We start from the raw sequence: 13,733 nt of genomic DNA on the forward strand, positions 1-13,733 counted from the left end.
ACACGATCACCGCAGCGACAGGGGCCGCAAAAGCGTTAAGAAGCGGCCACTCGCTGCACTGACCCTCAGAATTCAGCACAACGCAGGCAATCCCCAACATCAAACATGTGCACCCCGCGCGCTCTATTGCTATGATAAAAGGCTTTACCAGCTGCGCCTCGATGCCGCCGACCAACCGCAGCCATCGTCCCGTAACAACACTGATTCAAATGATTCGCGCAGGGCATGTCTTCGCAGCAGCGGAACCAACCCACCTATCGCGCGAGAGAAAAAATGGACTGAACACGACCATGCTGCGAAAAATACTCAGGAAGGTTGCGAGCCGCCAAGGAAGCACAACCAAGAACACGATACTAATTGTCGCTGCGAACCTTGGCAGACTCCTGGCGCAGGCATTGTATTTTGTCGCTTTTGCACGCTCGGTCGGACCAAATCAGTTCGCCCACTTTGCATCAGCTATTGCACTAGCAGTAATCATGGCCCCGTTTATAGGCCTGGGAAGCGGCGCGCTTATAGTGAAGAACTGCTCCAGGGACAGTACGCGACTCCCGGCCTACTATGGCAACGCATTGTTCTTCACATCGACCACCATCCTGATTGCGACTCCTCTGTACCTATTTCTAATCGGCAAGAGCGCGGGCCACCAGTGGGCTACGGTCGGGGTAGCAGTATTAATCGCAGAGCTGGTGTTCACAAAAATACAAGAAATCACAACCCAGGCATTCCAGTCGCAAGGCAAAATGCAGCTTGTCGCCACAGCTACACTTTTGTCATCAACATCTAGAATCATAGCCGCCGCCCTCGGCTATTTCTTGGCAGGCGACAATCTAAATACTTGGCTGGTACTGTACATTGCAAGCGCGCTAGTGCCGTGCGCTATAGTCCAGGCGATATTTTTGAAATCATACGAGGTTACCAGGGCAGCTCACTTCTCAGAGGTCTTCGAAGGGCTTAAGTTCTCCATCGGTATATCTTCGCAAGGCATTTACAATGACGCGGACAAGCTTATCCTTCCGCGCTATAGCACAGATGCTATCGCAGGCAACTATGCTGCGGCCTACAAGATTGTTGACGTTGCGTTTTCCCCAATCAGAGCGCTTTTGACAGTCACTTATGCAGGGTTCTTCAAGGCCGGATCGGGCGGAATAGGCCCATCGTTGAGCTATGCCCATAGTTATCTCCCATCTACATTAGCGCTTGGAATGGCTGGAACAGCAGGCGTCTTCCTGTGTTCCAGCCTTGCCCCGATGATACTCGGGGCCGGCTACGAGGAGACCGCTACGGTCCTCAAATACCTAGCGATCATTCCTCTGCTTCGCGCTTTCCATTTCCTGATCGCCGATGCTTTGACAGGCGCAGACTATCAAGGAATTCGGAGCTGCATACAAGTTACAATTGCAGCACTCAATGTCGGGTTCAATGTCTTACTAATTCCAACGTTAGGCTGGCGAGGCGCAGCATTTACATCGGTCGCATGCGATCTGATTCTTTGCATCTTGCTCTACGGTACCGCCATTTACCTGAAGAAACGGGAGGGCAATGTCAATGGCCACCACGCGTGATAACGTCATTGCATCAGCCGCAATCGCTGGCGGAGCGACACTGCTGTCAGCGCTGTTACTCGCTGAAAATCAAGATCTCGCTTCCTTGGTGGGATCTGCAGTAGGACTTCTTCCGGTCTTCTTCGCCGCATACTTTTTCTATCCATCCGTCACAAGACTGGCCAAGAAGCCTGATCTCAGCTTCATTCTTATATTAACCGTCTACTACGGCTTTGGCATATTCCCGCTGACAACGTATCGCGGATACATCGACGAGCTGATGTGGATGAGCGTGCTTGCCTGTGCAATAGCAAGCTTTCTTTTGGGCCGGTCTATCTCAGGCGCCGTCAGTTACAAAAAAGACAAAGATGTAACGGTGCAGCTTCGAAGCTCATTCGCCAGCCTGATCATCCTTATCTCGGCACTGTGTGCCGGATGGATCATCGCAAACCACGGACTAGTTCTATTCAACCCCGAAGCCCGCTTCGGAATATCAGCTAAGATCTCCTATCTAGTTGAACTAGCCATTCCGGCGGTGATTGCCAAATTCTGCTATGAGCTATCCGTGCATGGACGTTTTCGATGGAAGATGGCGACTCTGCCGGCGATGACATTCCTAATCTTACTTTCACTGGGCTATCGCAATCAGCCTATCCTCTTAGTTTTAGGGCTTCTCCTTCCAACCCTCATCGCCATTCCAGCCGGAAGCCGACTATTGCAGTACCGTACGCCTTTTGCGCTGCTGGTTCCGGTGGTAATGTTCCTATTCGGCATTTCCTACCTAGTTCGAACTAATAATTCAACCGGGCGAACTCTTGACTGGGAGGCTATGATCAGGGAGTACTCGGTAGTCCTACCTGAGTTCACACTTCCTTATGTACCGTTGCACTTAGCCTCACGCGAGGGCATGGGTGTCGCGGAAGCATCCATAGAAAGGCTGGACTCACTGACCGACTACGTTCAGCGCTCTTGGTTCTTTTTCTCGGATTTTCTGACAATGTTGCCAGGATACTCGATGACGTCAGGAAGAGTGCTCGGCGTCGTCGTGAATGGACGCGAAGATTCGTCACTTACTCCATCAATCCTAGGCGGGCTCATGATCGGCTACGGAATGTGGGGCGTCATAGTATTCTTCTTGATAACAGGCGCGATCTTTTCCTACTTGGTCAGACGTCACGCTGCATCTCATGACCCGAGGACATTGGCAGCTCTGTCAGTATTCTTCATCTACATGCTTGAGTTGATGAACCGAGGGATATTTAAGCCCATGTATATCATTGCGATGACCTTAACATTCTTCCTTTTCAAGCAGAAAAGGAAAGCGAAATCATCAAATGAAGTGTGCAACTGACAAATAAAGCTGCTTAGTGAGCCAATTATGCATATTCGATTAACCATCAAGAAGCTTGCTGTCGAGCTACTCTGCATTTCGATCACCGCCTCATTTTTCTTCCCAGCTCGAAGACTTCTTTTCTCCGTCTTTATGGGCAGCATTGGGCGCCGGACCACTATTCACGGTTACGTCCGTTTTTTTGACATCGGCAAGTGCAGTATCGGCAACAATTCCACGGTAAATCGCTGGTGCTTCATAGACAACCGAGCCCCCGTAACGATTGGATCTAACGTAAATATCTCTCACGACGTTCGAATCTACACGATGGGGCACGACCTAAACGACCCTCTCGCGCGCACCGTGTCCCGCAGTGTCACGATAGAAGATTACGCATGGATCTTTCCAGGCGCAAGAATTATGCCAGGAGTCACTATTGGACGCGGCGCCGTAGTGTACCCGGGGAGCATTGTCACTAAATCAGTCCCCGAATACATGATCGTCGCGGGATGTCCGGCCACAATCATCAGCGAGAGATCGAGGGAAATTTCATACACCGCCAACTTCCCGGTGCATTTCGCCATATGAACAGTAGAAAATTAATGGTCGCTTGGGTCGGCTATCAGCGCCGAGGCGAGACGATGGATCAGTACTGGGGCTACAAGATTATCTATTTACCTAAGATCCTCAAGAGCCCCCTCCTCTTACCTCTCGATTATTCTATCCGCATAATCAGGACTTGCATCATCCTTGCTCGAATCCGTCCCAGCACCCTGTGGGTCCAGGCTCCACCAAGCTTTCTGCTACATTTAGCGTATATATACAAAATTGCACAAGGTAAAAACGCTCGAGTTGTTATTGATATTCACAATAGCTTCCTGCGGCGCAAATGGCTTGCCGTTCCAGGCATCTCGCGCTTGATACCGCGCATGGACGCAGTCGTCGTGCACAATGAGAGCGTCAGGCGAGAGTTCGAGGAAGCGCTAGGTACCCAAAGCAACCTGTTTGTTCTGGAGGACAAGGCGCTTGAGAACTCCAATGACTCTCGCGATGACGACAAGCATGAAGAACTGTCTGATGCGGTGCTGTTTCCTTGCTCATTCGACGAGGATGAGCCGCTACAGGTTGTATTCGAAGCAGCTCGCAAGGCGCCATCAGTTCGCTTCATTATTACTGGGCGGCACGACGGGAAAATAAGCCCCGACGAACTTGCCGAGGCGCCGCCAAATGTGACGCTGACCGGATTCCTGCCACTGAAAAAGTTTGACAGCCTCTTGTCCGGCGTAGCTGCCGTGCTTGGTCTTACGACAAGAGAAAACGTCCAGCTAAGCGTGGCCAATGAGGCAATCAGCCTTGGGAAAGCGATGGTGCTTTCCGACACCCCTACTCTGCGCTCACTTTTTAATGGCGCCCGTTTCGTACGCACTCTTGATCCAGAGTCAATCGCTGCCGGCGTACGGGATGCCATTTCAAATAGAGAATCCTACGAAGCAGCGTCACGTGCTGGCTTGCTGGCGAAGAACCTTCGCTGGGAGCAGCAGGCACAAGAACTTGTAAGAGCAATTCATGAATAGGAGAATTTTACTTATTTGTTCAGGGGGTGGGCATCTGGTACAGATGGAGCGTCTAGCTCCAGGACTGTCGGAGCACGGAATAGTAATGCTTGCAACTACGGGACGCTCACAGCTTCATAAGGGTTTTTATACTGAGACGATCTCCTTGCCGGACTTCAATAGGCAGTCACTTCCTGCCACCCTGAGAGGCATTCCGGTTGTCGTTAAATCAGTATTAAAGACCCGCCCCACTCACGTAATTTCTACCGGGGCAGCACCCGGCCTGATTGGCATAGCATTCGCACGCCTTCTGGGAGCAAAAACGCTCTGGATCGACAGCATAGCCAATACTCGACGTCTCTCGGTCTCGGGACGGATGGCCCTCTACTTGGCTAACGAAGTATGGACTCAATGGCCGGCGTTAGCGCAAACTTCAAACCCCAAGTACCGAGGCAGAGTGATTTGAAAGTTATTTTTTCTTCAGCCGGAACACAAGCGCCTTTCCCCCGGTTATCTGGTTTACTTTCGGAATGGGCGCTACACCATTCTAATTGTAGAATTTTTGCACAGACCGCTGACCACGAAGCAACGCACTTACCTTTCGCCAATAAACCCTTCATTGATCCTGAAACCTTCTCAATCAAGATATCGGAATCTGACCTATTTGTGACCCACGCCGGAATGGGAAACATAATTCGCGCACTTGAAGCAGGCATCCCCACGGTTGTATTGCCAAGAAGGCACGCTCTGGGCGAACACGTTAACGATCACCAGCTAGACACCCTTACCGAATTCAAAGAAATCCCAGGAATCTTCCCCTGCTTTGGCGACTCCGAAGAATTCGAGAAGGCTATGAGCGATGCACTCAACAGCGCGACCCGCGATTCACTCATTGAGTCGCCCGCCAGGCAAGAGCTCCTGGACGCGGTACATGCTTTTCTGAAATCATGAACTATGTACGCAAAAGCTCATTCCTACTCCGTTCTGGGCTATCGAATTAAAAAGAGCGCGCCCCGCGACCTTCGTAATGGGATATTAATGCCCCCCCTATTCTTCATGCTTTTCTGAAATCATGAACTATGTACGCAAAAGCTCATTCCTACTCCGTTCTGGGCTATCGAATTAAAAAGAGCGCGCCCCGCGACCTTCGTAATGGGATATTAATGCCCCCCCTATTCTTCGTTATGAAGCGTATTCAGCTGAGTGTCACCCTAACAGCATCTTTGATGCTCAGCAGCCAAGAGTTGAATGCACAGAGTGCGCCACCGCACTTTGTGCACCCTGGCGTTCTGATCGACGGGGCCACAATGGAGTCAGGTCGTAATTCGATCGAACACGGCGATAAGTTCAAGGTTGCAGCCCTTACGCTACTTCGAGATGATCGCCGTGCATCTCTTGGTTACGAGGCCAGCCCTGTTTCCCGAGTAGAATGCGGCCCGTACTCCAAACCGGATATCGGATGTAGCGCCGAAATTTCTGACGCTCAGGCAGCTTACTCTCATGCTTTACTCTGGGTGTATCTAAAGGACGAGCGGCATGCCCGCAAGGCAGCAGAGATAATGAACGCATGGTCTTCAACTTTGTCACAAGGCCATGCACTAAGCAACGCGCCGCTCCAAGCGGCTTGGGCGGCACAAATGTGGACACGAGCGGCAGAGATCATTGCTCATACGAGCGACTTGTGGCCAGCTTCAGACGTTCAGAACTTTAAATCGTATTTGCTCCAGCAGTATCTCCCTGACATCCAAAAAATGGGAAATTGCCTTAACGGCAACTGGTATGCAAGTCGCGTGGAAGCGAAGATGAATATTGCGGTTTTCACTGACCGTAGAGATCTTTACGACAGCGCAGTCCGTGAGTGGCGGGAGAGAGTGCCTGCATACATATATGCCCCTGGTGATGGCAAAGGGCCGCTGCCAGACCCAGAGTGTAATAAAAATCTCAACACGCACTGGCATGGCCAGTCGCTCCTAGCGCCCGGTGTAACTCAAGAGACCTGCCGAGACCTTACGCACACCGCGATGGGACTATCAGCAATTTCAAATGCCGCCGAGACAGATAGAATCCAAGGAGGGACTCTATTCCAAGACTCCGCGTACCGCCTCGTTGCCGCCATGGAATTTCATTCGACCGTACTAAATCGAAAGCAGCCCCCCGAATGGCTTTGCGGCGGAAAGCTGTCTGCTAGGTTATCTGGAACCCTCGAGATCAGCTATGCGTACTACGCAGGGGTGCTGGGAGTTTCGATGCCTCAGACAGCGAAGTGGTTATCGCATAATCGACCCAGTCGAGGCACGTTGCACATGCTCTGGGAGACGCTTACACATGGGATACCTATAGTCGCCGATGACTCAGAAAATTGAGTGGCCTGAGAAAGACCTCCCACGCCAGTAAGGATTCATGAGGAGACGTGCTGTCTGCGTTGAGTGGTACACAGATTAGCCCGCGCCAGAAGATCAGCTGATGGCCTCGCTTTGATCGACTCCGCGCGTGCCTTGTTCAACAGTAACAGCAAGCCGTCGCCAGAACTGCGAGCTATATGAAGAAAGATCCTTGCCAAGTAATGCTCGATCGGCTCACATTCGGGGAACGCGATTCCGGCTTTAGGATCTCTGAATCAATGTGGGTTTGAAGGAGACACATATGGCCACCTACCCTGCTTGAAAATTGATGGTGACCCCGGCCCGATTCGAACGGGCGACCTTCCCCTTAGGAGGGGGACGCTCTATCCAGCTGAGCTACGGGGCCAGATCGAGAGTGTGAAGGATACAGGGTGGCGGCCTGCCCGACTAGCTGGGACGCCTCGCGGTCAGCTGCACAGGCTATCCACCTCGTATGCTGGCGAACCCTCCCCCGCGTGGCGCCGCAACCGCATGCCCTATATATGGCAGCCGCTTTCGATGCTCGGCGACAGCCGCTCGCTGCTGCCAGCCGCAATGGTCCTGATTGCCTTCGGTGCCTGCCAGCGCAGTCGCTGGTCGCTGCGATGTATTGCCTCGCTTTGCGTCATCGGAACGCTGGTGCTTGGCTCCAAACTCGCCTTTCTGGGATGGGGCATCGGCTTGGCGCGGCTCGATTTCACCGGGTTCAGCGGTCACGCCACCCTGTCCGCGTTGATCTGGCCGGTGCTGCTTGCAGTGGGGCTGAGCACACGGCGATCGCACTGGAGCGCAGCGGCCGGACTGATGCTGGCAGCGGTCATTGCCTATTCGCGGCTTCCGTTGCAAGCGCATTCGTGGTCGGAGATCGTGAGCGGCTGGCTGCTCGGCGCAAGTGGCGCGGTATGGACATTACGGAGGCTGGACGCGAGCTCCCCGGCGCGGCCCGGATGGCTCGCCACGGCGCTCGTCGCCGGCGCCTTTATACCGCTGGCGTTTCCTGAGGCAACAACACATGAGGCCGTGGTCCGTCTCGCCACGGCGCTGTCCGGGGCAGAAGACCCGCATGCGCGAAGCACGCTACATGAGAAGTCCGTCACAGTGGAAGCTAAGGTGCTGACGGATTAGGCCTTTATGACGTAATCGCCTTGACACCTAGAGCTCATTACCGCGACCATAGGGGCGTTCAAATCCCCCCAGACGGAGTAGGAGACCCCGTTTTATGAAGAAGATCTTTGCAGTACTGGCCCTCGTTGGCCTGTCTTCCCCCGTCCTGGCCCAGGATGCACAGGTTGAGCAGGCCTCGACCGGAGGCGCAGCCACCAGCGCAGAAGTAGCCGGCGCGGAGGTGGCAGCTGGCTACTCCACTGTCGCCATCGCAGGTACCGTAGTTGCCACAGTGGCGACAGCCGCCGTTCTTTACAGCGTTGGCGGCGACAGCTCCAGCGGTGAAAACGATGCAGGCGGCGGCGGCGGCGGCGGTGGCGGCGACGGCGGTGGTGGCACCGGCGGCACGGGCGGTACCGGTGGTACTGGCGGCACCGGCGGTACCGGTGGCACCGGCGGCTGATATCTAGCCCGCTTGAATCCCAGCCCTCGCCGGGCAATGCTTGGCGAGGGTTTTTTTTGCCTGCTGGAAACTACATCGATCCATGAAGACCAAGCTCTCCTGCCTTGCTGTCGCCGTCCTGGCGTCCGTCACCCTTCCCGGCTGCCTGCTCGCGCCCGGCCAGCATCTGCGGCAGGGCGATGTTTCGCGCTCGCAGCAAAGCGACGATGGTCGCTTGGAGATGGTCACGATCACGCCTAAGTTGATTGCGATGGACCGTGCAACGCAGGCCGAGCAGGTGCTGCCGGCAGAGCTTTTCGACTACCAGCCACAGGAATACCAAGTCGGCATTGGTGATGTCCTGTACGTGACCGTCTGGGACCACCCCGAGTTGACGGTGCCCGCCGGCTCACAGCAGCAGGGCAATCTGGCGGGTCGCCTGGTGCAGAGTGATGGCTCGATGTTCTACCCGTACATCGGCAAGATCACTGCCCAGGGCAGGACGCCGGTGCAGCTGCGGGAAGAAATCACCCAGCGGCTTGCCAAGTACATCGAATCGCCGCAGGTTGACGTATCGGTACTGACCTATGGCAGCCAGCGCGTCTGGATCACCGGTGCAGCCGAGCGCTCGACGCCGCTGTCGCTGGGCACCTCGCCATTGACGCTGTCCGATGCGATCAGCCAGGGCGGCTTGAACGCCAGCCAGGCGGACCTATCCGGCGTGCGGCTCAGCCGCGCCGGCGTGACCTATACGATCAACCTGGAGACGTTGGCCAACCAGTACGGCGGGCGTCAGCTCTACCTGAAAGACGGCGATTCGATCTTCGTTCCTTACCTGGACCGCAAGGAAATCTTCGTCGTAGGTGAAGTGAACCTGCCGGGCGCCTACAGCTTCCGTACCGGCGATGTGTCGCTCAACCAGGCACTGGGTCGCGCCCGCGGCATCACCCAGGCCACCGCGAGCGGCAACTCCGTGTACGTAATCCGCGGCTCCCATGACCTGCTTGCCGAGCCGTCGATGGTCTACCAGCTCGAAGCGCGTTCGCCGACCGCCTTCGCTGTCGCCAGCCAGTTCATGCTGCAGCCCGGTGACGTCGTCTTCGTCGGTGCCGCGGGCGTGACGCGCTGGAACCGCTTCGTCAACCAGCTGCTGCCGTTCACCAGCATCCTGTACAACGCAGCGCGTACGGAAAGCGAGATCGGAAACAACTGACATGGCGCACGCTGAGGTATCCCGCGCTGCCTCTCTGGTCGGCTGGCGCAGCCTGGGACTGCGCGCGATCGCGTCGCTGCTGGTGTTGGGTCTGGCCGCCTGCACGTCCGCCAGTCGCTCCACCAGCGACTCGTTCCGGTTGCTGTTCAATCGGCAGGTAGAAGCCACACCTGCCCAGGTAGCGGCCAATCGCTATCCGCAGATCCAGCTGCGCGCACCGGACATGAGCGCGGTGATGGTGCTGGGCTACGTCGATGACGGGCAACAGTCGTGGTACGCAGGGAAGCAAGCGGTGTTCCAGCTTGACCGCGACGGGCTGGTGACCGGCACCTCCGGTAACGGCCGGCAATTCAGCATGCGGATCCTCGGCGACTCGCCTTTCGATCACCTCGCCGGAGTCACCACGGCAGTGCAGGTGCAGCGGCAGTACGACGCCACTCCGCCGTATGCGGTGTCGGTGCCGGTCAGCGGCACGCTTACGCGCCATGGCACCGACAAGGTTGAAATCCTTGGCAGGCCCATGCAGCTTGTGCGCTTCGAGGAACGCTTGAAGGGCAGCGGAATCGACGCCACCAACCTGTATTGGGCCGATGCAACGACCGGCTTCATCTGGAAGAGCCGCCAGCACTTGGCACCAGGCTACGCGGTTGAACTGACCCAGCTCAAACCCTATCGCCCGGCGCAGGATTGAACGATGATGTTTCGCAGTGCGGCAGCGCTTGTTTTCCTTGTAACCGGTTTGCCCGCCAAGGCGGAGCCACCGCTCCCGGCCGGCATCTCCGAGGTCGCCGTCGTGGGAGCCGTGCAGTCGCCCGGTGTGGTGCAGGTAAAGCAGGGTGGACGCATCTCCGATGTGCTCAACGCCGTGCGCCCGGACGCAGCCGCCTACCTGCTCGGCGGAAGCCTGCAGCGCGAGCACGAACGGCAGGACCAGGTGCGCCAGCGTGCCGGCCTGCTGCATACGCTGGGACAGCTGCCGCAGCATGAAAACCTCGATGTGCGGGTGGCAGGCGCACTACTGCACGACTGGCTCGATGCCCATCCCGCGACGGGTCGCGTGCGCCTCGTGCTTGATCGCCGTCTGATGCAGGTCCAGCCGCTCAATAATCCCATCGCCACGCAGGGGGACAGCATCATGATCCCGTTGCGCCCGCAGACCGTGCACGTCATCGGCGCCGTGACCCAGCCCTGCGAGCTGCCGCACCAACCGCTGCAGGACGCGAAGACTTACCTGGCGCGCTGTCCGGTCTCCGGCGCCGCCGATCCGAGCACGCTGTACGTGGTGCAGCCCGATGGACTTGTTCAGGCACTCGGTGTCGCCGCGTGGAACCGCGCCGATCCACAGCCCGTGGCTGCCGGCGGCACGATCTACGTGCCGATCCGCGAATCCGCGCTGAAGCGCATTGATGCCTCCTTCAACGAAGATTTCGCTTCGTTCGTCGCCACGCAACCTGTCGATCCTTGATGACCGTTTCCGCAAAACCCCTGGTCGCCCGTCGCCGTGCCACGCTCACGGTGAGCATGCTTGCAATGTGCCTGTCCACGGCGCTGCATGCGCAGCAGGCACCGCCGGTGACGGCCAGCGAATGGGGCGGCAGCGGGCTGCTGCAGACCCCGACCGCACGCATGAACAAGGCGGGAGACATCGCCTTTACCGCGTCACACAATTCCCCTTACAGCCGCTACAACGTCACGTTGCAGCCGTTAACCTGGTTCGAAGGCACGTTCCGCTACATCAACGTGTCGAACATCCGCTACGGCCCGAGCATCGCCGGCGACCAGAACTACAAAGACAAATCGATCGATTTCAAGCTACGCCTGTGGCAGGAATCGCGCTGGCTGCCTGACGTATCGTTCGGTGTGCGCGACATCGGTGGCACCGGCTTTTTCTCCAGTGAATATCTGGTGGCCAGCAAGAGCTTCGGCCCCGTGGATGCATCGTTGGGCCTGGCCACCGGCTATCTTGGCAACCGCGGTGACTTTTCCAACCCGCTGGGCGTCATTGATGACCGGTTCAAGGATCGTCGGCCGATCGCCACCAGCGCGATCGCTCAGGCCGGCAAATTCGGCGTGAGCAACATGTTCCGCGGGCCAGTCGGCATTTTCGGTGGCCTTACCTACCAGACACCGATGGACGCGCTGCTGGTGAAAGTGGAGTATGACGGCAACGACTACAAGCGCGAGCCCCGTGAGAACAACCTGACCCAACGTACGCCGGTCAACGTTGGCCTGGTCTACGTGCCCAATGCCAATGTCGAACTGACAGCGGCGTGGGAGCGCGGCGACGCGGCGATGTTCTCGCTTACCCTGCGCGGCAATCCCGGCGGCGCCTCCTCGGCGCCCAAGCCTTTCGATCCACCGCCGATCAATCCGACCCCACGTGCCGACCCAGGAGCTCCTGTCGCGGATACCCGTGGCTCGGCAATCGCGGACACCGCGACGGTTGAACCCCGCGTCTTAAACGAGGCGGAGCCCCACTGGGCGACCATCGCCTCCCAGCTCCGCAACAATGCCGGTTTCCGTGTGGACGCAATATCCCGCCGCGGCAAGGAACTATTCGTTGACGGCTACCAGACGCGCTACTTCAGCCCGGCCAAGGGCCTCGGCCGTGCGGGCAGGATCCTGTCCAGCAGCACGGCCGATGATTACGACTGGTACACCCTGCGCACAACGCGTCTGGGGATGCCAATCGTGGACATGTCGGTAAAGCGCGATGCCCTGCTCGGCAACCTTGACGGTACGGTCAGTGATGATGTCCTACGCCGCAGCACCGGCCTGCAGGTTCCCACGGAGGTTGCGCGCGAGGTGCTGTACCGCGCACCGAACCGTCCTTATGGCGGCGGCTTCAGCTTGGGTTATCGGCAGAACCTTGGCGGTCCGGACGGATTCATCCTGTACCAGGTCGCGGCCAACTACTCTGGCAGCTTCTTCTTCCGGCCCGACGTGTGGCTCACCGGCACGGTCAGCGCCGACCTGCTGAACAACTACGACAAGTTCAAGTACAACGCGCCCAGCCGACTGCCTCGCGTGCGCACCGACCTGCGCCGCTACATGGTTGACAATGATGTCACCCTGCCCAACCTTCAGCTCAACGTGGCCCATCGCTTCGGACGTGATGTCTACGGCATGGCCTACGCCGGCTACCTGGAATGGATGTACGCCGGCGTGGGTGGCGAACTGCTGTACCGGCCGATGGACCAGCCATGGGCCGTCAGTGCGAACATCAACCGCGTGCAGCAGCGCGACTACGACCAGCACTGGGGCCTGCGCGACTACCGGATGACAACGGGGCACGCCACGCTCTACTACGCCTTTGACGCACGCGAACGCATCGTCGGCTCGATGTCGGTGGGACGCTATCTGGCCGGCGACTACGGCGCCACGGTCAACATCGCCCGCGTGTTCGACAATGGCGTGACCATGGGGGCCTATGCGACCAAGACCGATGTATCGGCCGCGGACTTCGGCGAAGGCAGCTTCGACAAGGGCTTGTATTTCAGCATCCCGTTCGACAACATCCTGCCCCGCTCCACCCGCTCCCGGGCGGCGATCAACTGGAATCCGCTGATCCGCGATGGCGGCGCGATGCTGCAGCGCAAGTACTCGCTGTACAACGTCACCGGCGAGCGCGACGAGCGCTTCTTCTATGACAACCTGAAGTCGATCAGCGACTGACCACTACGGTGCCGAACCGCTCGGCACCGACACTTCGCACTGGGCTTACAGGTACTTGATCCAACTCTGCACGCCCTCAGCCATCAGACCGTAGACGTGTTCGAAGGCAGCGCGCTGCTGGCGGTAGGGATCGGGAATCTCACGGTCCTGCTGCCACTTGCCGAGCAGGAACGTCTTGCCCGAGGCTTCCGGTGCGATCTCGGTGATGCGCCGTACATGCTTGCGCTCCATCGTCAGCACCAGGTCGGCCTGGCCGAGGATGCCGCCACTGATCTGCCGCCCACGATGGCTGCTGCCATCCAGCCCATGCTCGAGCAGCAGCGCCTGCGCGGTGGGGTCCACGCCGTGGTCGACCAGTGCACCCAGTCCCGCGGAGGACACCTGGATGCCTTTATCAGCCACCAGCTCCCGCAGCATGAACTCCGCGGAGGGGCTGCGGCAGATGTTTCCCACGCATACGAAAAGAATATTCTTGAACACAACCCGTTCCTGTC

Annotated in this window: 13 protein-coding genes and 1 tRNA gene; 11 read left to right on the forward strand and 3 right to left on the reverse strand. The window is 57.6% G+C overall.

What is annotated here, in order from left to right; genetic code table 11:
• Nucleotides 1–161 precede the first annotated feature (161 nt).
• Nucleotides 162–1,562, forward strand: a complete 1,401-nt coding sequence (locus tag QE373_RS10315) for an oligosaccharide flippase family protein (protein WP_309686102.1) — start codon at nucleotides 162–164, stop codon at nucleotides 1,560–1,562.
• Nucleotides 1,546–2,892: a hypothetical protein gene (locus QE373_RS10320; RefSeq protein ID WP_309686105.1), complete on the forward strand. Its 1,347-nt coding sequence runs from the start codon at nucleotides 1,546–1,548 to the stop codon at nucleotides 2,890–2,892. Before QE373_RS10315 ends, QE373_RS10320 begins: the two co-directional genes overlap by 17 nt.
• A 90-nt stretch (nucleotides 2,893–2,982) precedes the next feature.
• Here QE373_RS10320 and QE373_RS10325 read toward each other — a convergent pair whose 3' ends face one another.
• Nucleotides 2,983–3,180, reverse strand: a complete 198-nt coding sequence (locus QE373_RS10325) for a hypothetical protein (RefSeq protein WP_309686108.1) — start codon at nucleotides 3,178–3,180, stop codon at nucleotides 2,983–2,985.
• 200 nt (nucleotides 3,181–3,380) lie between these two features.
• Between QE373_RS10325 and QE373_RS10330 the strand changes: the two genes are divergently transcribed.
• From QE373_RS10330 to QE373_RS10340, 3 genes are all read left to right on the forward strand, one after another.
• Nucleotides 3,381–4,445, forward strand: coding sequence for a glycosyltransferase (locus QE373_RS10330; protein ID WP_309686111.1), 1,065 nt, complete (start codon nucleotides 3,381–3,383; stop codon nucleotides 4,443–4,445).
• A 390-nt stretch (nucleotides 4,446–4,835) separates the two neighbouring features.
• Complete coding sequence (locus tag QE373_RS10335) at nucleotides 4,836–5,375, forward strand: glycosyltransferase (RefSeq protein WP_309686114.1); 540 nt, start codon at nucleotides 4,836–4,838, stop codon at nucleotides 5,373–5,375.
• A gap of 233 nt (nucleotides 5,376–5,608) precedes the next feature.
• Nucleotides 5,609–6,787: an alginate lyase family protein gene (locus QE373_RS10340; protein WP_309686116.1), complete on the forward strand. Its 1,179-nt coding sequence runs from the start codon at nucleotides 5,609–5,611 to the stop codon at nucleotides 6,785–6,787.
• A gap of 308 nt (nucleotides 6,788–7,095) precedes the next feature.
• Here the strand turns inward: QE373_RS10340 and QE373_RS10345 are convergent.
• Nucleotides 7,096–7,172 (reverse strand) — tRNA-Arg (locus QE373_RS10345).
• Nucleotides 7,173–7,297: 125 nt separating this feature from the next.
• Between QE373_RS10345 and QE373_RS10350 the strand changes: the two genes are divergently transcribed.
• The 6 genes from QE373_RS10350 (at nucleotide 7,298) to QE373_RS10375 (ending at nucleotide 13,239) form a co-directional block, all read left to right on the forward strand.
• Nucleotides 7,298–7,930 carry a phosphatase PAP2 family protein gene (locus QE373_RS10350; RefSeq protein WP_309686120.1) on the forward strand — a complete coding sequence of 211 codons (633 nt, stop codon included), beginning with the start codon at nucleotides 7,298–7,300 and terminating at the stop codon, nucleotides 7,928–7,930.
• 94 nt (nucleotides 7,931–8,024) lie between these two features.
• On the forward strand, nucleotides 8,025–8,372 hold the full coding sequence (locus QE373_RS10355; RefSeq protein ID WP_309686122.1) for a hypothetical protein: 348 nt from the start codon (nucleotides 8,025–8,027) through the stop codon (nucleotides 8,370–8,372).
• Between the two features lie 82 nt (nucleotides 8,373–8,454).
• Complete coding sequence (locus tag QE373_RS10360; RefSeq protein ID WP_309686125.1) at nucleotides 8,455–9,564, forward strand: polysaccharide biosynthesis/export family protein; 1,110 nt, start codon at nucleotides 8,455–8,457, stop codon at nucleotides 9,562–9,564.
• 1 nt (nucleotide 9,565) lies between these two features.
• Nucleotides 9,566–10,255: a YjbF family lipoprotein gene (locus tag QE373_RS10365; RefSeq protein ID WP_309686128.1), complete on the forward strand. Its 690-nt coding sequence runs from the start codon at nucleotides 9,566–9,568 to the stop codon at nucleotides 10,253–10,255.
• Nucleotides 10,256–10,261: 6 nt separating this feature from the next.
• Entirely contained in the window at nucleotides 10,262–11,029 is a 768-nt protein-coding gene (locus QE373_RS10370) for a capsule biosynthesis GfcC family protein (protein WP_309686131.1), read from the forward strand.
• Complete coding sequence (locus QE373_RS10375; RefSeq protein WP_309686135.1) at nucleotides 11,029–13,239, forward strand: YjbH domain-containing protein; 2,211 nt, start codon at nucleotides 11,029–11,031, stop codon at nucleotides 13,237–13,239. The genes QE373_RS10370 and QE373_RS10375 overlap by 1 nt, the downstream gene beginning before the upstream one ends.
• A gap of 45 nt (nucleotides 13,240–13,284) precedes the next feature.
• Here the strand turns inward: QE373_RS10375 and QE373_RS10380 are convergent, their stop codons facing one another.
• Nucleotides 13,285–13,719 carry a low molecular weight protein-tyrosine-phosphatase gene (locus QE373_RS10380; protein ID WP_309686137.1) on the reverse strand — a complete coding sequence of 145 codons (435 nt, stop codon included), beginning with the start codon at nucleotides 13,717–13,719 and terminating at the stop codon, nucleotides 13,285–13,287.
• Nucleotides 13,720–13,733 lie beyond the last annotated feature (14 nt).

This window comes from Stenotrophomonas sp. SORGH_AS_0321 (assembly GCF_031453215.1).
GTDB classification, from domain to species: domain Bacteria; phylum Pseudomonadota; class Gammaproteobacteria; order Xanthomonadales; family Xanthomonadaceae; genus Stenotrophomonas; species Stenotrophomonas chelatiphaga.